Here is a 19,236-nt window from a genome sequence, read left to right as displayed (position 1 = left end):
GTTTCCTATACAAGAACCAAACTCTTATATGCTATTAGGCCAAGATAAGACATCAAAAGTTTCAACATATATACAGAAGATAGAATAAAAGGATACAGGAATGTCTGACGTCTCTAAAACCGACTCTATTTTTTTCACCGACGGCGAATTAGATAAAGCACGCGCGGAATCCATCGTGAATGACACCTTAAAAGGGGCAGATGATGGTGAGTTGTTTTTAGAATATAAACAATCTGAAAATATTGTTTTTGAAGATGGACGTATCCGCAGTGCAAGTTATGACACATCTCAGGGTTTCGGCTTACGTGCCGTGTCAGGTGAAGTTTCAGGCTTCGCCCATTCATCTGATATGAGTGAAGCAGGCCTTTTACGTGCAGCTGATGCGGTGAAAGCGGTAAAATCTGGTCATTCAGGCATATTGGCTGATGCGCCACGCGCCACCAATCAGGCACTGTATACAGATGACAATCCGTTGGGTAACATGACTTTTGAAAATAAAGTCGATCTTTTACATCAGATGGATGCCTATGCCCGTGACAAAGACCCACGCGTCAAACAAGTCAGCGCCAGTATCGGTGGCAGCTGGCAAGCGGTGCATATCTTGCGTCCGGGTGGATTACATCTGGCAGATATTCGTCCGATGGTACGCGTAAATGTATCGGTGGTTGTGGAACAAGGCGACCGCATGGAAAGCGGCAGCCATGGGTCCGGTGGTCGTTCCAACTATGAATTATTCGTCACCCCTGATCATTGGCAGGGCGCCGTTGACGAAGCATTACGTCAAGCAGTTGTAAATCTTGATTCTGTTGCTGCACCTGCGGGCGAAACAACAGTTGTTCTCGGCCCCGGTTGGCCTGGAATTTTATTGCATGAAGCTGTTGGTCATGGGTTGGAAGGTGATTTCAATCGCAAGAAAACTTCCGTTTTCTCAGGCTTGCTTGGGGAACGTGTGGCAGCGCCGGGCGTGACCGTGGTGGATGATGGTACAATCCCTGATCGTCGTGGCTCTATCACCATTGATGATGAAGGCACCCCAGCCGGACGAAATGTGTTAATCGAAGATGGTATTTTAAAAGGCTTTATGCAAGACCGCATGAATGCACGTTTGATGGGAGTCGACCCAACCGGCAATGGTCGTCGTCAATCTCATGCTCATATGCCTATTCCGCGCATGACCAATACTTACATGTTAGGCGGGGATCGTGATCCACAAGAAATACTTGAATCTGTGAAAGATGGTATTTTCACCGTGAATTTCGGTGGCGGACAGGTGGATATTACAAATGGTAAATTCGTCTTCTCCTGCACAGAAGCCTACAAAATCGAAAATGGTAAATTGGGTGCCCCTGTGAAAGGCGCCACTTTGATCGGTAGTGGTGCCGATGCCCTGACCCGTATTTCCATGATCGGCAATGACATGAGCTTAGATCCAGGTGTTGGCACATGCGGTAAAGATGGCCAAGGCGTACCTGTTGGCGTTGGTCAACCAACCTTACGTCTTGACGATTTAACTGTTGGTGGGACAGCGGCTTAAACTTAGCTATCATTCCCCAAAACAGTCTTTTTCCCAAATCCAAATTGCTATCTGGATATAGCTTTATATAATACATCTAAATCAGAGGGGCTATCTGATTGATTATATAAGGCGTTAACTAGATGCGGTTAGCTTCAGTCTTTTGCAGTATTGTTATATTACTTACTTTATCTGCCTGTAATGACACTGAAAGTAAGGACAGTCCAAAGGCAAACCTGCTTTTGGATATTCTTGATATTTCGTTTTCGGTGAAAGATGGTCGACAGGTTTTTAGTCATACCCGTGTTTTCCGCGAAACGAATGGTGTTGATCTAGTGATCACCCGCGGCAAAATTTGCGTTGAATCCAAAAAGACCTGTGTCGATGCGTTTTTAGAATATGAAGTAGAAGCTTATGGAAAGCTTATCCAAAACAATCATCATGTGGCTACACGCCAAGGAGAAGATGAAATCACCTTTGAATATTGGGCCAAAGACGAAAATGGGCATGAACATAAAATCAGTAAGACCCTGATTGTGGATGGCGAAAAAGCCGCTGTAAAACATTAGGCCCCGATTTCAATAACAGGGCCATTTGCCGCCTTTGCATCTGCCGGATCATGTGTAACCATAATCATCGGTAGTTTTAAATCCATAGCTCTACCAAACACAAAGCCACGAAAACGTTCCCGTAATTCCTGATCTAGCTTAGAAAACGGTTCATCCAACAACAAGGCACGTGGTTCCGATAACAACATCCGCATACAACTCACCCGTGCCCTTTGACCGCCAGACAAACGGGCTGGATCGCGTTTCTCAAACCCTTCTAGATTCGCATCTTTCAGGGCTTGCTTAATCCGCAATTTACGCTCAATACCTTTAATTTCAGCTGAAATACCCAAACTTAAATTCTGCGCCACATTCATATGAGGAAAAAGTAAATCATCTTGATATAAAATGCCGATGCGGCGTGTCTCTGCAGGCCATCTTTCCACTGAGACCTCATCCACATAAACCTTACCAGACGCTGTAAAATCACGTGACAAGCCACCGCCGATATAATCTAACAAGCTAGATTTACCAGCCCCCGATGGCCCCATTAACGTCAGGCATTGCCCATCTTTAACGAGGCAGGAAATCGGATCAAATAAAGATTTCTTGTCCAATTTAATCTGAACATCTTCTAGGCGCAGGCTCATTAACGTTCCCCTAACATACCAAGGCGATTTGCATATATCCATTTTGGTAAGATTGTCGCAATGCCAAAGATAATAAAAGGCAAAATCGCCTGTACAAATGCATAAATACCAATGACCCGGCGGTCACTTCCACTACTGAGCGCGACCGCCTCAGTGGTTAATGTTTCGATACGTCCCGCCCCCATAAATAAAGTGGTCAAATATTGGGCTATACTCACGGCAAAACCAATCGCAAAGGCAATAAGAATTGGGCGTAATAACATGGGTAACTTAATCTTAAACAAAATACGAAGACGATCTTGCCCCAATACCTTGGCCGTATGAATATAACGTGAGTCCAAGTTGGAATAAGGCCCTTGCAAAGAGAGGTACATATAGGGAAGCACAAATAGAAGATGCGACCAAATCACCCCGATATAAACACCGTCCAAATGCAAGGTCAGTGTAAAAAGCTGCACACCGAACAGGAAAGCTATTTGCGGTACCAGCAATGGCACATAGATCAACATCTGCATGGCATAAACAAAACGCTTCCGCTGATCTTGTTGTGTTTCCAAACAACCAATAACCAGAATAAGAGATAGGATAGTCGCAAACAAACCAAGGCAGATGGTATGCCATAAGGCATCCCCAACCCCGTCTAGATGACGCGACCAGTATTTTATTGTCCATAAAGATGGTAAGGCGTCCGGATATTTCCAACGCCCTGCAAAAGACCAGACGAATAAAATAACAATAGAAAACGCACCTAACAGAAATACCAAACCGGAAAATATACGCATGATCTTTGCAACACCGGCCTCAACCAAACTGGAAGAAAAAACATAGCGCCGCCCATGCATTACCGACTTGGATAACCAAAACTTACCTATCTGTTCCAACAGAATCCAAACTAAAACTGCGGTGAAAGCGATCATCATCTGAATCATCGCCCCCATTGCAGCTTGATATTGAAATGACAAATCCCCATCATTGAACCAGCGCAATACTAGAATACCCAGATTGGGTGAGTTTGAAGGCAATAAAATAATTGCCATATCAACAACAGATACAGAAAACACCAAAACAGCCAAAACAGGTAAACGCATTCGACCATATATCTGGGGTAATATCGCCTTGGACCACCCCATCAAACGTCCATAGCCGAGCCCACGCATAACACGAAGTCCCCGGTTTACGGGTATTTCATTCATAGCCCCAAGCGTCATAATCAACAAAAATGGTATTTCTTTCACAACTAAGGCAATAACCAAACTGCCACCATATATATCTGGGAAAAAAGAAACAGGTACTGGGCGATCAAAACCTGTCAGTTCAGGCGATATGAGACGCAAAATCCAGCCAGACGGCGTTAACAGAAACACCAATCCCAAACTTAAAGAAACATGTGGTATCGATAATATCGGACTTAATCCACGCAGGATTCTATCGAACATCTTTGTTTGATAGAAACAAGCGCAAATTAGTTGGCAGAAAGCAAATGCCAAAAAGGTAGCAATGATACCAATACAGAAAGACCGCAATACTGCGCTTTCAACAGCAGGATAAGACCAAAACCTTTCCCAAATGTCTAAAGAAAAGCTATAACCGCCCAAAGCAGGAAAATACCCTAATGCGGGTAAAAGGCTGCCCAAAACACCCGCAAAAACAGGTATCAGGAACAAGCCTAAAACCAATGCCGGAAAAGTTGGAAAATAATCCGGCGAGAATAAATCCTTGAAGAACCGCATCTAAAATTATTATTGCCTAGCTACCGAATTTTGAAAGCCATTTTGCCTCTATCATTGTCATCCAGCTTGAATGAGGTTCAGACAAACTTTTCCCCAATTCATCATTAGATAAAGTTGCTTCATGACGCGGAATGGTATTGAAACGCGCCTTGTCTTCATCCTTTAACTGGGACATGGAAAGAACTGTAATCTCACCCCAATATTCAGGATCTTGTTTACGGGCTTGCGCTTCTGGTGACATTAAGAAGTTCGCCACCACTTGGGCCGCTTGTTTATGAGCGGAGTTATAGGGAATCGCGACGAAATGAGTATTGCCGATCGTGCCATTTTCCATCACAAAACTACGTGCTGTTTCAGGCAATTTACCTTCCTGTATCGCATTAGAAGCACTTCCAACATTAAAGGAATAAGCAAAATCAATTTCGCCATCATCCAATAACTGAATCATTTCATCACCATTTTTCGGAAACTGCTTTCCTTCACGCCATAGATATGGACGAATTTCATCTAGCCATGCCCAAAGTTTTTCTGTTTCCTGATCAAACTCATCACCCGCATCAACCAGTAATCGAGACGGATTATCAGATACCTCATATAAAACTTGTTTCATGAAGGTTGTGCCTGTGAAATCAGGTAAAGCGGGATATGTCACACGACCCGGATTCGCCTTCGCATATTCCATAAAGGCAGATATGCTTTTTGGCGGATTTGGCACACGTGCATGATCATGAATAAAAATCAGCTGCGCCATTCCCCATGGAGATTCATATCCATCTGTTGGCAGGGTAAAGTCCAAAATAGTGGACGGCTTTTCATCTGTATCAATTAATTTGAAATTTGGAAGATTCTCTACAAACGGACCAAATAGTAATCCGTTTTCTTTCATTTGACGGAAATTCTCACCATTAATCCAGATTAAATCAATGCTTCCATTTTCATCGCGCCCCGCCGATTTTTCCGCCAGAACACGGCGTACAGCATCCGCAGTATCTGTTAATTTCACATGAATTAGTTCAATGCCGTAATCTTCTTCAACACGATCTACAACCCAACTGATATAGTTGTTATAGGTTTCACTCCCACCCCAAGCATTCCAGTAAACTTTTTGACCATTTGCCAAAACAACTGTTTTTTCCCATTGTTCCGCAAAAGTAGTTCCGGTTAAAGCCGCTAGAGAAATCACTCCCGCCACGACTGGTGCAGCCAGTTTTTGAAAGAAATTACGCATATTCTGCCTCATTGTTAACTTTCCTCTTATACACTGATTTTCCTACAGACATAAGCAAAGATTGTCAGCCGCTAGTTTTCAATCACACGTAAATGTGATGTCAGATCGACGATGAATAAAATCACATTTTGTTATTTTCTGTCTTGCCGGATCTGAATTTGCAGGATAGAAGCCAATTATTGATATTTTAATTTTTCTTTCGGGAAGACCAAAGTGGGCCTGACAAGTTTAAACCTACGACGACGAAGCAATGAACGACGCCGGATCGCATCCGCCGTTCGTTTCTGCATGTCGTAGAGAACAGGCCTCAATATTCCTGCCCTGAAACTCTGCGTGGATAAAATTTAAAGAGTATCAGAGGCAACTATGACCATTACCCTTCAAGCCGAAAACATAACCGACAAAGCTGACATCACACAACTGATCGATACCTGTTTTGGTACAGATCGGAAAACAAGAACCGTTTATCAATTCAGAGACGGTATTGATGCATATGAAAAACTATGCATGACTGCAAAGGATGAAAATGGCAACTTAGTTGGGTCTCTCAGATTTTGGCCAGTCACCCTACCTAATGGAGAGACGATTCCACTATTTGGTCCACTTGCAGTCCAACCTGACCTTCAAGGTCAAGGCCTGGGTAGACGTCTTATTCAAGCAGGACATGATCAAGTGAAAGCCGCAGGTTACCCTGCCATGCTGATTATTGGGCGTCCTGACTATTATAAACCATTCGGCTATAGCGAAGATGTCATTTCCAATCTCCAACTGCCCGGCCCTGTAGCCCCTTTAACCTTTATGGGGCTAGAGTTTAAAGAAGGCTATCTTTCAAAATTATCGGGGCAGATAACAGCAGCCCGCTAATATCAAAATCTCGACTTGGTAAAGTCGATGAAATCCTGAAGCATTTGCGAGGGTGGATATCCAGCGCGCCAAGCAAGAATAAGAGGCAGTGCGGGCACATCATCTTCGATCTCTATGGCAACGACCTCACCTCCATTATATGTTTCACGCGTTTGAGGACGCATCGCAGAAAGAGAAAAACCCAAGCCACTTGCAACAGCACATCTTACGGATTCCATGGTTGTGGAACGGAAAGAAATTTGTGGATTGATATCCGCATGACTTAAGATACCTTTAAAATACTCTCGGCTATAAGGACCATCAAACAAGATAAAGTTATCCCCTGATAACCTACCCAGTGGTAAGCTCTTCTGCATAGAATATGGATGCTCTTTGGGTAACAAAATATATGGCTTAAGTCTTGTTAGAACGATCCAATCCAAATCTGATCCCGCTAATCCCATATCATAGGTCAATGCCAGATCAACCTCTCCTTTTAACAGATGGGATACAATTTCATCTTGAAAAGTTTCACGAGCCTCTATTTCAATGTATGATGCTTGCTTCATATAGGAAGTAATTAAATCGCTAAGATAAAAAGGCGCAATTGTATGAAAGCAAGCCATACGAATCTTACCCTTTTTATGAGCCGCGATAGACAAAGCATCACGTTCCATACGATTGGCTTCTTGCACTAAATTTCTCGCCAGAATCAGAAAGCTTCGTCCTTGAGATGTGAGTTCCATCCCCCGTGCATGATGGCGAATGAAAAGCTGAAATCCATATATATCTTCTAACTTATCAAGTGCTTGGGCAATGGCAGGTTGGGAAATATTTAATGTGCGCGATGCTTGTGCAATGCCCCCCTCATCAACGACTGATAAGAAATAGCTACATTGTTTAAGAGTATATTTAACCATATTTTTCTTTCCTCAATGGAAATATAAAACAGTTTTTCTGATTTATCTATATCCGATACTCTTTCTTCCAGAGATTAAAATATGGGATGGAAGCCAAATGAAAAACTTAACCAAAGAGCAAATTGAACAATTTAATCGTGATGGTTTTTTAGTGGTCGAAAACGCAATTGACCCTGAACTATTACAGCAGATGAAAGATGATTTTAATAATTGGGTTGATGAAAGCCGTAAATTTGAAAATCCATATGGTGAAACTGTCGATGGACGCCCGCGCTTTGATTTAGAAACGGGCCACAACGCCGCTCAACCGGGCTTACGCCGGGTAAATGCACCTGTTGAAGTCTCTAAGGCTTATTATGATGCCATGATCAACAGTAATGTTGGGAATTATGTCGCTGACTTGGTTGGTGCCAATGTTAAATTTCATCACTCGAAGATCAATTCTAAATTGCCAAAGACCAAAACTGTCGTTAAATGGCATCAGGATTTTCCTTTCACCCCTCATACCAATGATGATCTGATTACCTGCCTTTTCATGGTGGATGATGTGACCGAAGAAAACGGTCCTTTAGAAGTTGTTGCTGGATCTCATAAAAAGGAAATCCATACATTATGGCATGATGGCGTTTTTACAGGCGCGGTCAAAGATGACGTAACAGCCGATTGCATTAAAAAATCTGTCATCTGCACAGGCAAGGCAGGCAGTGTAGCGTTAATGCATACACGTACCTTACATGGATCTGCGCCAAATAATTCAGATAAGCCACGCACATTATTTATCTGTGTCTATTCAGCCGAAGATGCCATTCCTGTCTCTCCCAACCCCGTGCCAACAGAGTATGAAGGCCTAATTGTTCGTGGACAAAAAACTAACAAAATCCGTTCTGTGGATTATGAGATGGATATGCCACAAAAACCAAAATCCGCTTCTTTCTTTGATCAACAGGCGAAACATAAAGAAAATGCCGCCTAGATTTTAAGAGGCAAAAAAAGGGCTTCAAGATTGAAGCCCTTGTCTATTAATCATCGGGGAATTCACCACGCATTTCATTAATTTCGGGCAAAATACGCATAAACGCATCTACCACATCAGGATCAAAATGATTGCCTGCACTGGATTTGATCATTTCAACAGCATCTTCCAAGCTCCATGGCTTCTTATAGGGGCGCACAGATAACAAAGCATCATAAACATCTGCCACGGCCGCAATTCGTGCAGAAATCGGTATGTCCTTACCAGATAATTTCTTGGGATAGCCTGATCCATCCCATTTCTCATGATGGCATACCGCGATTTCACAGGCCATATTCATCAATGGCGTATCATATCCATTCAAGATTTCGCCACCAATTTCCGCATGGGTGTCCATAATCACACGCTGTTCTGCATCAAGACGCCCTGGTTTTAATAGAATGCTATCTGGGATACCGATTTTCCCTACATCATGCATGGGGGCCGCATTCAGTATTAATTCGCAATATTGTTCGCTTTCTCCCATCTCTCGTGCAATCATCTCGCAAATCTTACTCATCCGGATAATATGCATGCCTGTCTCATTATCCCGATATTCTGACGCCTTACCAAGGATACGGACCACTGAAAGTTGAGACGCACGAATTTCTTGTGTCCGCCTTTCAACAATTCCTTCTAACTCATCCACTTTCATTCTTTGTTGTTTGAAGTAATATCGAGTTTCCAGCATATTGCGAATACGCTGCATAACTTCCCAATGTTTAAAAGGTTTTACCAGAAAATCTCTTGCACCTTTTTCCAAGGCTTTTTGACGTGTTATTTCATCGGTTTCAGCAGTTAAAACCAAAACAGGTAAATAATCATCTTCTTTGATTTCCGGTTTTAACGCATCCATCACATCAAAACCGGACATCTCAGGCATCCGGATATCTAATAAGATAATATCAAAATCATATTCTCTGTGAAGCGAGACAACTTTAGTGGGGTCTGTCGTTGAGTAAACATTATCAAAATATTCTTCGTCCAACATGTGTTCTAACAGCTGAACATTTTCTAATTTGTCATCAACTATCAAAATTTTCGATTGCTGAAGAATTATGTCCAACTGGCTCATGACTTTTTATCTCCATCAAAACTTTGTTCCAAAAAATCCACGATCAAAGCCAAATCGACGGGCTTTCTTATATATGCCTTACAACCTAAATTCATCATAACATCCTGTATATCTGGATCAATATTAGATGTTACTACTGCAACTGGGATATCTCTGATTTCAGGTAAAGTACGCATTTTCTGCATCACGGTAATACCATCAATATCAGGCAAATTAATATCCAGTAATATTGCATCCGGTTTCAACATTTTCGCCATGGACAATCCAGCTTCACCATCCATCGCAGCCACCAATGCCGTATTATCTAACTCTTCAACAAAGGCTTCCATAAACGAGATATTTTGCAGATTATCCTCAATATAAAGAATGACCTTATTTTCCATATCCACGGTTTCTAGACTGCGACCACTGAAAACAGGCTCGCTGTCTTCTTTTTCTTCTTCCGCAACCAAGGGGAATTCTACCCAAAACTTACTTCCTTCTCCTTCAACAGAATTCAAACCGATCCCACCCCCCATATTTTCAACCAGCATTTTAGTGAGATATAAACCGATCCCGGTACCTTCAACTTGTGTGAGCTCTGCACCTAACCGCTTAAAAGGTGAAAAAACGTCACTTAGTTTATCTTCAGCAATGCCGTAACCCGTATCCGAAACAGTCACCCGACATAAGTCTACTTCAGGAAACTCACAGCTCAGTTTTACCTGTCCACCATCTTTGTTATATTTCACAGCATTCGATAAAAGATTTAGAAAAACCTGTTTTAAACGCCTCATATCAGCATAAACAAAAAAATCTTTGTTGCCCAATTCAAGGTCAAAACGCACATCTTTATCTAATTGGGTAGGTAATATTAAGGATTGTTCCCAAACAGCTTGTAGAACCTCACGCATATTAACGACCTCTTCACTAAGAACGTCTTTATCGCTTTCTACACGCGCCATATCCAAAACCTCATCAATCAAGGACAAAAGATGATTTCCGCTGCTTAAAATAGTAGAGACTTGCCGCTGCTGCCTTTCTGCTAATTGATGTCTTTTACTGTTAAGAAGTAATTGTGCATGTCCCAAAATGGAATTAAGAGGCGTGCGTAATTCATGACTCATATTGGAAAGAAACCGAGTTTTCGCATCATTCGCATTCTGAGCTTGATGAATCGCATCTTCAAGTTTTTCAATGGCCTCTTTACGATCTGAAATATCCAGCATAGTAACCCGACCTTCTCGAAGGCCGACTTCATCATCAATTACAATAACTGCAGAAATAGAGACCCAGATTAATTCTCCCGAGGCCTTACGCAAACAAACTTCTTGATCATGCATTTCTATGCCTTTAAAGAAATTTGCCCATATCTGCGCGGCTTCGATCCGACCTTCTACATCTGCTTGATAATCCATAATATTACTATCAAGCAGATCATTTGCCTTATATCCCAAAAGACTTTCAAATGTTTTATTTAGTCGAGTTATTCTGCCATCTGAGAGTTGAATTGTGGCATAGGCAATTGGCGCTTCCTGATATAAAGTTATCAATTCATTTTGCGTTCGTTCACGCTCGGAAACATCCCTTAAGATACCCGCATAATGTGGGGCACCTTCTATTTCAATTCTTGAGACGTTTAAGTCGATCATAAATGTTGAGCCATTTTTATGTAATCCCTGCAAAGCACCCCTATTAAAATTAATTACATCTTTTTTATGCAGTCGGGCATTCTTGAGATAAGCGTCATGATCCTTACGTTCGGACATTGGCAATAACAGGTTGACATTATTCCCTAAAAGTTCATCCGCCTCGTATCCAAACATTGAAGTTACTGCAGGATTCACGTATTTAACCACCCCTTCCTGATCAATATATATGATCGCATCGCTTGCATTTGTAATGAGTGTTTTATATTCGGCTAAACGATTATTAAGTTGAAGTTGCGATCTCAACTGTAATCGATCCATAGTTTGCCGCTGTCGCCAGATCAAAAAAGCAACACCGACAACAAATAAAACACTGAAATAGGCGAGATAAACATAAACTTCCGCAATTTGGAGAAATGAAACTTTTTTGGATTCTTCTTGCTGATATTTATCAAATATAACTTTACCTAACTCAGCTAAAGGTTCAGCAATCAAAGAACGATCCACCGGATTACTTTGAACAAAAGTAATATAGTCGTCACCCAAATTTAATACCGCTATAAAATCAGAGATTTGCTTATCATAAGCATGTAATCCTATACTCAATCGAATAAGGATGTCTTTTCCATCTTTATCAAGCAAATCCGATATCTTGGCCAATTGGTTTTGAAGGATATTTATTTGATCTTTCACCTGCAAGGCTACATCTATATCACCAGTCCTAATTGCCTTATGATGAAGATATGACAAGCCATCAAAACCAAGCCCCTGATGGATAGCAAATAGCTCTGTTTTTATTCTTTCTATCTCTGAATAATTACCGCTATCTTCCAAAAAACCATATTCATTTTTACTGGAATGATATTGAGACAGCAGAAAGACACCGATACTCAAATAGAATCCAATAAATGCCACAAATAAATAAGCTGGCATTCTTGATATGAGGTCTTTTTTATCCGACTTTTGAGTTCCCATTTATCAGGCCTGATCTTTGATCCCTGCGCTTTTGATCAGTCACAATCATCACACGTTATTATATTGTATTTTATTTAAATATTTTGTCTCTTTACTATTCTTTTTTCAAGAGAATAGTCTCTATCTCTTCTACTTCGTATGCAATATTGCTTGAATACAAGATTATCTTTACCCTTGAAACTTTGATAATCTGTTCCAAAATGAGAAGAAGCCAACCTTAACAGTTTGACCTAAATTAGAAAGAAACAAAAATGCAAGTAAGTACGACAGACACCCTTGAAGGATATAAAGTCACCGCCTATCACGGCATCGTAAGTGGTGAAACAATTTTTGGTGCAAATATATTTCGAGATTTCTTTGCAGGCATTCGTGATATTGTTGGCGGCCGTTCCGGTTCATATGAAAAAGTTTTAAATGAAGGTAAAGAAACCGCCATTGAAGATATGACAAAGCGTGCCGCAGATTTAGGTGCCAATGCAGTTATTGGTTGCGATTTAGATTATGAAACACTTGGTGATAAAAGTTCTATGTTAATGGTTGTTGCAAGTGGCACTGCTGTAACAGTAGAGAAAATATAAACTAAGATAGTGGTAACATGGCGGCAGCAAGAATGGGACCGCCGCCACGTTCCTGCAATAATACGGCACAACCTCCATCCCCTGATAATTCATGAACTGGTATATTGAACTCCATATCCTCGCCTGTCCAACGACCCACCACACGCATATCTCTAACAATATTTGAACTGATCAAAGTTCTGCCTCTATTTTCGCCTCTTGTGACTTTTGTTTCATGGCGCGCATCATAGCTTACCAATATGATATCATAGAGCGCATTCGCATTGACGCCATTTGATTGCACGCGAATATTCACATCATTTTCACCATGATTAAGATGCAAAACTGGCATCGCTTCAGATGGTCGATTTTTTTCTTCATCGATGGCGACTTCAACCGACATTTCACGAGAACCAACCTCATGACGTTTACCATTAATCACCATTTGCGGTGTATAAATATACCGCATGCTTAACGGGCCCGCATAACTACGTTGACGTTTGGTATATTCCGGACTGGCAAAAGGATCTTTCCACCCAATGTAATCCCAATAATCCACATGAAATTCCAAAGCTATTACATCGTCACGTTCTGCTAATTTATTTAAGAACTTTTCCGCTGGTGGACATGAATTACAGCCTTGGCTGGTAAAAAGCTCAACCACAACAGGTCGGTCCAAAGAGGAAGCAGCCCAACTTTTCATCGTAAAACCCAAAGCAAAAATACATAAAGAAAAACCCAATAAGATTATTCTTGAATCAAAGGAAATGACATCTGTTGTTTTGCTCATGGATTTTCCTCGTTTATACTAATCACATCCATCTACACTATAAAAACTTGATCTCACAAAACCCAATCAAGACTGCTCACATAGCTGTGAAGAGACTAAAATTTCGACTGTTCAAAACGTTTAATTCCTTTTCCCCTTTGTAAAATTCTATATGCTACCTACATTAGCTTTAGGATCAAAAGGCGTGCTTCTATTCTATTAGATTGCACATGGCGGGAATTCATTTGAATATGCGAAAAATACAAATTTCCATTCGCTCTGTTCTTGTATTTGGCTTTGGCGGCTTACTTATCAGTGCGCTAGCCATTACTATTTTACTTGGTTTCGCAACAGCCACGAAAAATACCTATTCTCTCTTAGCCTCTGCAGCAGAATCCGCAGTTGATAATGCAGAACAAATTATTCTCAACGATTTAGAGAAATATGAAAATCAAGCCAGCTGGGTTGGTGAAGCATTAGCAACTGGCCATATTACCCTTGACGATACCGATGGATTAGAAAAATTCCTTGTAGGAAGTATGGCTGCCACAGCCGATATTGCGGGTATGGCGATCATCGACCAAAAAGGTTCCGTATATTCGATGACCAAAAACTTTCCTATATTACGGATCGAAAATTACACGCAAAGCTATCATGAAATTTCACGTGTTCAAAAACAACTAAATAGCGGTTTTGGAAGCATTTGGGATCGCCCATTTTGGCATCCGGAGTTGCAACGAACTCTTGTGAATCTCCGCAGCATCCTAGGCATTGGAAATAACGAACGTGTCATGTTTGCTCAGGGTGTCAGCATAGAAAGTCTTTCTGAGTTACTTCTAGCCGCTGACAGCTGGGAAGGCGCAACACCCTTTATGATTTATGATTATAAATATGTGTTAGCGCATCCAAATCTCGCACTAGGAGTTTTTAAATCTACCGAGAACCAAACCTTACCCACAATGGATCAGGTGAATGACCCGATGTTAGGGTATTTTAGTTCGAGTGTAGACGCCCAATGGGATGAGATTGGCAACACTGATATTCAGGCCTCTGTAAATTGGATTGAGGGTGACGAACATTTTTATCTGTATCGAGAATTACCTAATCTCATGGATAAACCTATCATTATTGGTATCCATGTGAGCGAGAATGACTCCAGCACTGAGATGGATCGCCTCATCCGATCTGCTATTATTGCCTGCATTACCGTCGTTGTTGCAATTATAATTCTATTGATTATGTCACAACGTTTGCAACGTCCCATAACTCGATTGGCAGATGCATCTTTACGTATCGGCGAAAATAAACTTAATGAGCCACTACAATTACCAGATAGTAGTATCCTAGAATATGACCAAGCCGCCAAAGCATTTAACGGCATGGTACAAGGTCTTCAAGAGCGTGAAAAAATACGTGGCTTATTTGGTAAAATGGTCCCGGAACGCGTCGCAGAAGCCATGTTAAAGTCCCAAGGAACTCTGACACCACAAAATGTAGAGGGGACCGTTCTATTTTGTGATCTTGAAGGCTTTACCAGTCTGTCCGAAAAACTAGAACCACAAACTATTGTAGAACTACTCAACAACTTCTTTACTGATATGGTTGAAGTGATCGAGTTTCATGGTGGCATTATTACACAATTCCAAGGTGATGCGATCCTTGCGGTCTTTAATGTACCAATTGAAGACCCTGACCATGCGGCTCACGCGATACAAGCGGGTAACGCCATGTTGAATATTGTTAATAACAAACGTTATCTTGGCCATAGTTTAAGATGCCGCATTGGTATCAATACAGGCACAATGGTTGCCGGCAATGTCGGGGCGGAAAGCCGCATGAATTACACGGTTCACGGGGATGCTGTAAATACAGCCGCGCGTCTCGAAAATATGAATAAACAGTTCGGCAGTCATATCTTGATTTCAGAAACGACTAAAGCCTTGGCTCCTGATTTCAATTACAAAAAACTAGGCGAAGCTGACATACGTGGTAAAGAACAACCAGTTTCCCTTTATACGATGAGTGAGACAATTCCTGAAGTCTCCAAATAAAAAAAGCCCGCCTAAAAATTCATTAGGCGGGCGTTATCTAACTATAATAACAAGAAGATTAGCGATATCGACGTCGACGAATAATACCCGTCATAATCGCTACGATAACAATTATAATCGGCACCAACGCAATATTCACAAATTTCACATTTGCCTCTAAAGCTTCGATATCTTCACGCAACGCCAAATTCACAGATCGAAGCTCTTGACGAATATTCAACATATCCTGTGTAAAAGCTTCAATCGCTTGCTCGGTCTCTTCTTTAGCTTGACCAACAAGATTGGCGTCTCCGCCCCCTTGCAATTCAGCTAATTGCTGTTCAATCTCAACCAAACGAGCAGAAAGCATTTGTTCCTGTGCACGGAATTCTTCCTCCGCATTACGCTGGATGTCACTAATTACAGTGAATGGGCGAGCTGAAATACCGCGGCTTCGCAAACTCATCAATTCACCTGAGCCATTCAAAGATTCAAGCATACCCAACATAAAGGCGCCATTATCCGCAAAAGGGGTCATCACTTGTTGACCAAAGAAATCCTGCACACGCACCCAAAAACGGTCCGCCATAAAGTCGGCGTCTGCAATCAGGATTACATTGATATCACCATCAGAACTTGCCTTATGTTCAAGATAGCGTTGTACCCTTTCTGGTATTGGTTCACCTGCTTCTTCTAATGCTTTTCTCTCTTCTTCAATCTCTGCCAATTGATCTTCGGTTAATGGTGGCTCACCTTCGGGGAATGCGGTATCCACTTTTCCATGAAAACGTGCCGCAACAACATAGGGTGCAGCTTCACCTGCTTGATAATCTTCCAATAATTTCATCACACCACGTTCACGCAGCTCTGAAATAGGAACCAATTTGGCATCAGATGTTGTGGTAATTAAAGGCTCCATTACTAATGGCGAGTCATCTGATTGCATAATCGCCCCTGCAGATGGTAACAGAAGATTATCAACATCAGCCAAAGTTGGATCATTTTGGTTTAGATTATTCAATTCTGGTTGCAACCAAACGATATAAGGAGCCGCAAATACCTGACCATCTGTGCCACCATTCACCTGACGCGCAATATTTTTGTCCCCGACCACCTGTGTTTCTGAGATCTCAATGCCCCATTTCGTGAATAATTTTTCGGCTGATCCATCAGATCGATCCGGTGCATAACCATTCCCCTTACTTTCAAACCAAGGGTCCATCATAAAGACGGCCTTACCACCGCGCATCATAAATTGATCAATGGCATATTGCATATCGTCAGGCAGATTACCCGGATGAGCGACCAGCAGCATATCAGGCTGAATATCCAAAAAATCTTCCGGTCGAGATATTTGTTCAATTTGAAAGAAATCTTGTGCCTGGCCAATTGCCGCCCAAGGTACCATTTGTTGACCTTGCATTTGCGCATATGGATCACCAAACATGGTTGTTTCAGTGATCACACCAACCACAGGTAAATCTGGATTACCAATGGTATAAATTGCTTTCATCATGTCATATTCAAGGAAGGTCTCGCGTTCAATTTGAAAGAACGGAATTGCAGAAACAATAGGCCCTTCACCTTCTGGACTACCCGCGACTTCACCTGCTTCATCTGCATAAACCACAGACATACCGAAATAAACTTTATCACCACCAGCTTCTAAGGGCAGCCCTTCCATTCCGTTCTCAACCGCTTCATCTTCTTCAGCAGAAAACGGTTTCGGGTCTATTTCACGTAAAACCATGCCTCCATTACTAACTGCTTCAAATTCCTTCAGCATATCACGCACACGGCTAGCAAACGCACCATATGTCGGGATTTCCTTACCCAATGAACTGGAATAATAGAAAGTCACCTGTATAGGACGATCTTGCATTTCCGTGAGCACAACTTCACTGCCCTTGGAAAGGGTAAATAATTTCTCATCCGTAAGATCTAATCGAGCATTTGATAGTTTTTCACTTGCTAAGTTAATCACAACAAATGCAACAATCGCCAAAAACGCTGCAAGTAAAGGTTTACGTTGAATCCATAACATCACCATTTCTCCCTTCACTTAAGCCCCACGGGCCCGTTCGACAGCGACTGTATTTGCGAATAGGAAAGCAATAATCAAGCTTGTAAAATAAATTACATCGCGCAAATCAATCACCCCCTTCATCAAATCATTAAAATGTGTGATGAAACTGAGTGACGCAATAAAGCTAATTGCATTATCACCAACCCATCCAGTCAATAATCCTAAAATTACCGGAGAACCAGCCATGGTCACAATAAAGCAAAATGCGACACCAAGAACAAAAGCAATCACTTGATTTCTAGTCAGTGCCGATACAAACGATCCAATCGCAAGATACCCACCTGCCATAAACCAGCTGCCAATATATCCTGCTAGAATTGTTCCATTATCAGGATCACCAAGATAATTCACAGTTAGCCATATCGGGAAAGTTAATGTTAAAGCGATGCCAGTAAAAACCCATGCTGCTAGAAACTTCCCAAACACAGCTTGAAACGGCGTGATAGGCAAAGTAAGCAACAATTCCATTGTACCATTTTGAACTTCTTCCGCCCAAAGACGCATCGCAATTGCTGGTATTAAAACCACATATAACCAAGGATGAAATTGAAAAAAGGCAATTAGGTCAGCTTGATCCCTTTCAAGGAATGCACCCATGAAGAAAGTCAAAACGCCTGCTAGCACCAAAAATACGATGATAAATATATAGGCCAAAGGGGTTGCAAAATAAGCACCCATCTCACGCCGAAAAACAGTCAAAATCGCAGACATTACTGCGCCTCCCTGTTATCAAAATGATGAATATCTGATTTGGTCAAATTACGAAAAACATCATCTAGGCGTCCACGTTCAACCTGTACTTCAAGCGTTTTAAGGTTGGCTTTTCCCAAGCAAGCAAGCACAGGGTCCAAAATTGGTTTTCGATCAACAGACAAGGCTCTCAATCCGGTTTCACCAATCAACTCCACAGATTGAACGACTTCAGACCCTTCCAACAATTTCTGTGCATTTTCCTGTTGTTCAGGGGCAACAGTCAAACGCACTGCATTGTGACGTTCTGATTGCGCCTCTAATTCTTCTGGTCGGCCATCAGCAACAATTCGTCCCGTATCGATAATCATTGCACGGCTACAAATAACCTCAACCTCTTCCAAAATATGTGTTGATACGATAATTGCTTTATCTGCCGACATGGATTGAATCAAATCCCGAACATCTTTTTTCTGATTAGGATCAAGTCCATCGGTAGGTTCATCCATGATCAAAACCTCAGGATCATGTAATAAAGCCTGAGCTAATCCAACACGACGTTTAAAACCTTTGGACAATGTTTGAATTGGTTGGTGCAAAACATTTCCTAGATTTGTTTTATCTACTACCTCTGCAATAGCTTTATCCGTCTCAACACCAGATATTTTCCGAATTTGCGCAATAAATTTCAAAAAACTAACTGGCGTCATATCCGGCCAAGCCGGCGCACCCTCAGGCAAATAGCCAATGGCATTTTTAACTGAAATAGGATCTTTGCGTACATCGCAGCCAAGGATGCGCGCGGTTCCACTGGTCGGTGACAGATATCCAGTGATCATTTTCATACTGGTAGATTTTCCCGCACCGTTAGGCCCTAAAAAGCCAAGAACCTCACCTTTCTCAACAGAAAAGCTTAAGCTATCAACAGCACGGAAAGTTCCAAAATCTTTTGTCAGATGGTCGATTTCGATCATCTTTACTT

The 19,236-nt window shown here is 41.7% G+C and carries 16 protein-coding genes; 6 read left to right on the top strand and 10 right to left on the bottom strand.

Going from position 1 to position 19,236, the window contains the following annotated elements; translation table 11 throughout:
• Positions 1–100: 100 nt before the first annotated feature.
• Entirely contained in the window at positions 101–1,534 is a 1,434-nt protein-coding gene (gene tldD / locus E1160_RS16185) for a metalloprotease TldD (RefSeq protein WP_155157107.1), read from the top strand.
• A 122-nt stretch (positions 1,535–1,656) separates the two neighbouring features.
• Positions 1,657–2,082: a hypothetical protein gene (locus E1160_RS16180; RefSeq protein WP_155157105.1), complete on the top strand. Its 426-nt coding sequence runs from the start codon at positions 1,657–1,659 to the stop codon at positions 2,080–2,082.
• Here E1160_RS16180 and E1160_RS16175 read toward each other — a convergent pair.
• The 3 genes from E1160_RS16175 to E1160_RS16165 are packed head-to-tail and all read right to left on the bottom strand — an operon-like array spanning position 2,079 to position 5,681.
• Positions 2,079–2,711 (bottom strand): ATP-binding cassette domain-containing protein, encoded by a 633-nt coding sequence (locus E1160_RS16175; RefSeq protein WP_155157103.1) that lies wholly within the window; start codon positions 2,709–2,711, stop codon positions 2,079–2,081. The two genes, E1160_RS16180 and E1160_RS16175, sit on opposite strands and share 4 nt — an antisense overlap.
• Positions 2,711–4,441: an ABC transporter permease gene (locus tag E1160_RS16170; protein WP_155157101.1), complete on the bottom strand. Its 1,731-nt coding sequence runs from the start codon at positions 4,439–4,441 to the stop codon at positions 2,711–2,713. Before E1160_RS16170 ends, E1160_RS16175 begins: the two co-directional genes overlap by 1 nt.
• Positions 4,442–4,457: 16 nt before the next feature.
• The gene (locus tag E1160_RS16165; RefSeq protein ID WP_235914187.1) at positions 4,458–5,681 is read right to left on the bottom strand and encodes an ABC transporter substrate-binding protein; all 1,224 of its coding nucleotides are present in this window, start codon (positions 5,679–5,681) and stop codon (positions 4,458–4,460) included.
• Positions 5,682–6,035: 354 nt separating this feature from the next.
• On the opposite strand from E1160_RS16165, the gene E1160_RS16160 reads away from it, so the two are divergent.
• Positions 6,036–6,533 (top strand): GNAT family N-acetyltransferase, encoded by a 498-nt coding sequence (locus E1160_RS16160; protein WP_155157099.1) that lies wholly within the window; start codon positions 6,036–6,038, stop codon positions 6,531–6,533.
• A gap of 2 nt (positions 6,534–6,535) precedes the next feature.
• Here E1160_RS16160 and E1160_RS16155 read toward each other — a convergent pair whose 3' ends face one another.
• Complete coding sequence (locus E1160_RS16155) at positions 6,536–7,432, bottom strand: LysR family transcriptional regulator (RefSeq protein ID WP_155157096.1); 897 nt, start codon at positions 7,430–7,432, stop codon at positions 6,536–6,538.
• A 97-nt stretch (positions 7,433–7,529) separates the two neighbouring features.
• Here E1160_RS16155 and E1160_RS16150 point away from each other — a divergent pair, with 97 nt between their 5' ends.
• Positions 7,530–8,405: a phytanoyl-CoA dioxygenase family protein gene (locus E1160_RS16150; RefSeq protein WP_155157094.1), complete on the top strand. Its 876-nt coding sequence runs from the start codon at positions 7,530–7,532 to the stop codon at positions 8,403–8,405.
• Positions 8,406–8,451: 46 nt separating this feature from the next.
• On the opposite strand, the gene E1160_RS16145 is transcribed toward E1160_RS16150, so the two are convergent.
• Positions 8,452–9,519: an HD domain-containing phosphohydrolase gene (locus E1160_RS16145; protein ID WP_155157092.1), complete on the bottom strand. Its 1,068-nt coding sequence runs from the start codon at positions 9,517–9,519 to the stop codon at positions 8,452–8,454.
• The gene (locus tag E1160_RS16140) at positions 9,516–12,041 is read right to left on the bottom strand and encodes a PAS domain-containing hybrid sensor histidine kinase/response regulator (RefSeq protein WP_218048959.1); all 2,526 of its coding nucleotides are present in this window, start codon (positions 12,039–12,041) and stop codon (positions 9,516–9,518) included. The genes E1160_RS16145 and E1160_RS16140 overlap by 4 nt, the downstream gene beginning before the upstream one ends.
• Before the next feature lie 332 nt (positions 12,042–12,373).
• Between E1160_RS16140 and E1160_RS16135 the strand changes: the two genes are divergently transcribed.
• A complete protein-coding gene (locus E1160_RS16135; protein ID WP_155157088.1) occupies positions 12,374–12,700 on the top strand; it encodes a heavy metal-binding domain-containing protein in 327 nt (108 codons plus the stop codon).
• Between the two features lies 1 nt (position 12,701).
• Here E1160_RS16135 and E1160_RS16130 read toward each other — a convergent pair whose 3' ends face one another.
• On the bottom strand, positions 12,702–13,469 hold the full coding sequence (locus E1160_RS16130) for a DUF1223 domain-containing protein (protein WP_155157086.1): 768 nt from the start codon (positions 13,467–13,469) through the stop codon (positions 12,702–12,704).
• Positions 13,470–13,699: 230 nt separating this feature from the next.
• On the opposite strand from E1160_RS16130, the gene E1160_RS16125 reads away from it, so the two are divergent.
• Positions 13,700–15,499 (top strand): adenylate/guanylate cyclase domain-containing protein, encoded by a 1,800-nt coding sequence (locus tag E1160_RS16125; protein WP_218048958.1) that lies wholly within the window; start codon positions 13,700–13,702, stop codon positions 15,497–15,499.
• Positions 15,500–15,557: 58 nt separating this feature from the next.
• Here E1160_RS16125 and E1160_RS16120 read toward each other — a convergent pair whose 3' ends face one another.
• From E1160_RS16120 to E1160_RS16110, 3 genes are read right to left on the bottom strand one after another with little or no spacing between them, the layout of a single operon-like run.
• Positions 15,558–17,522 carry a GldG family protein gene (locus E1160_RS16120; RefSeq protein ID WP_218048957.1) on the bottom strand — a complete coding sequence of 655 codons (1,965 nt, stop codon included), beginning with the start codon at positions 17,520–17,522 and terminating at the stop codon, positions 15,558–15,560.
• Positions 17,523–17,540: 18 nt separating this feature from the next.
• On the bottom strand, positions 17,541–18,275 hold the full coding sequence (locus tag E1160_RS16115; RefSeq protein ID WP_155157080.1) for an ABC transporter permease subunit: 735 nt from the start codon (positions 18,273–18,275) through the stop codon (positions 17,541–17,543).
• Positions 18,275–19,228, bottom strand: coding sequence for an ABC transporter ATP-binding protein (locus E1160_RS16110; protein WP_155157078.1), 954 nt, complete (start codon positions 19,226–19,228; stop codon positions 18,275–18,277). The genes E1160_RS16115 and E1160_RS16110 overlap by 1 nt, the downstream gene beginning before the upstream one ends.
• Positions 19,229–19,236: the final 8 nt, after the last annotated feature.

The sequence above is a fragment of the Curvivirga aplysinae genome (assembly GCF_009711445.1).
In the GTDB taxonomy this organism is placed as follows: domain Bacteria; phylum Pseudomonadota; class Alphaproteobacteria; order UBA8366; family Aestuariispiraceae; genus Curvivirga; species Curvivirga aplysinae.
The sequence above is the reverse complement of the archived record's forward strand: the minus strand, read 5'-3'. Positions and strand labels throughout refer to the sequence as shown.

Coding starts and splice junctions, on each gene's coding strand:
- tldD (WP_155157107.1), top strand. CDS start 101: ATGTCTGACGTCTCTAAAACCGACTCTATTTTTTTCACCGACGGCGAA.
- E1160_RS16180 (WP_155157105.1), top strand. CDS start 1,657: ATGCGGTTAGCTTCAGTCTTTTGCAGTATTGTTATATTACTTACTTTA.
- E1160_RS16175 (WP_155157103.1), bottom strand. CDS start 2,711: ATGAGCCTGCGCCTAGAAGATGTTCAGATTAAATTGGACAAGAAATCT.
- E1160_RS16170 (WP_155157101.1), bottom strand. CDS start 4,441: ATGCGGTTCTTCAAGGATTTATTCTCGCCGGATTATTTTCCAACTTTT.
- E1160_RS16165 (WP_235914187.1), bottom strand. CDS start 5,681: ATGAGGCAGAATATGCGTAATTTCTTTCAAAAACTGGCTGCACCAGTC.
- E1160_RS16160 (WP_155157099.1), top strand. CDS start 6,036: ATGACCATTACCCTTCAAGCCGAAAACATAACCGACAAAGCTGACATC.
- E1160_RS16155 (WP_155157096.1), bottom strand. CDS start 7,432: ATGGTTAAATATACTCTTAAACAATGTAGCTATTTCTTATCAGTCGTT.
- E1160_RS16150 (WP_155157094.1), top strand. CDS start 7,530: ATGAAAAACTTAACCAAAGAGCAAATTGAACAATTTAATCGTGATGGT.
- E1160_RS16145 (WP_155157092.1), bottom strand. CDS start 9,519: ATGAGCCAGTTGGACATAATTCTTCAGCAATCGAAAATTTTGATAGTT.
- E1160_RS16135 (WP_155157088.1), top strand. CDS start 12,374: ATGCAAGTAAGTACGACAGACACCCTTGAAGGATATAAAGTCACCGCC.
- E1160_RS16130 (WP_155157086.1), bottom strand. CDS start 13,469: ATGAGCAAAACAACAGATGTCATTTCCTTTGATTCAAGAATAATCTTA.
- E1160_RS16125 (WP_218048958.1), top strand. CDS start 13,700: ATGCGAAAAATACAAATTTCCATTCGCTCTGTTCTTGTATTTGGCTTT.
- E1160_RS16120 (WP_218048957.1), bottom strand. CDS start 17,522: ATGTTATGGATTCAACGTAAACCTTTACTTGCAGCGTTTTTGGCGATT.
- E1160_RS16115 (WP_155157080.1), bottom strand. CDS start 18,275: ATGTCTGCGATTTTGACTGTTTTTCGGCGTGAGATGGGTGCTTATTTT.
- E1160_RS16110 (WP_155157078.1), bottom strand. CDS start 19,228: ATGATCGAAATCGACCATCTGACAAAAGATTTTGGAACTTTCCGTGCT.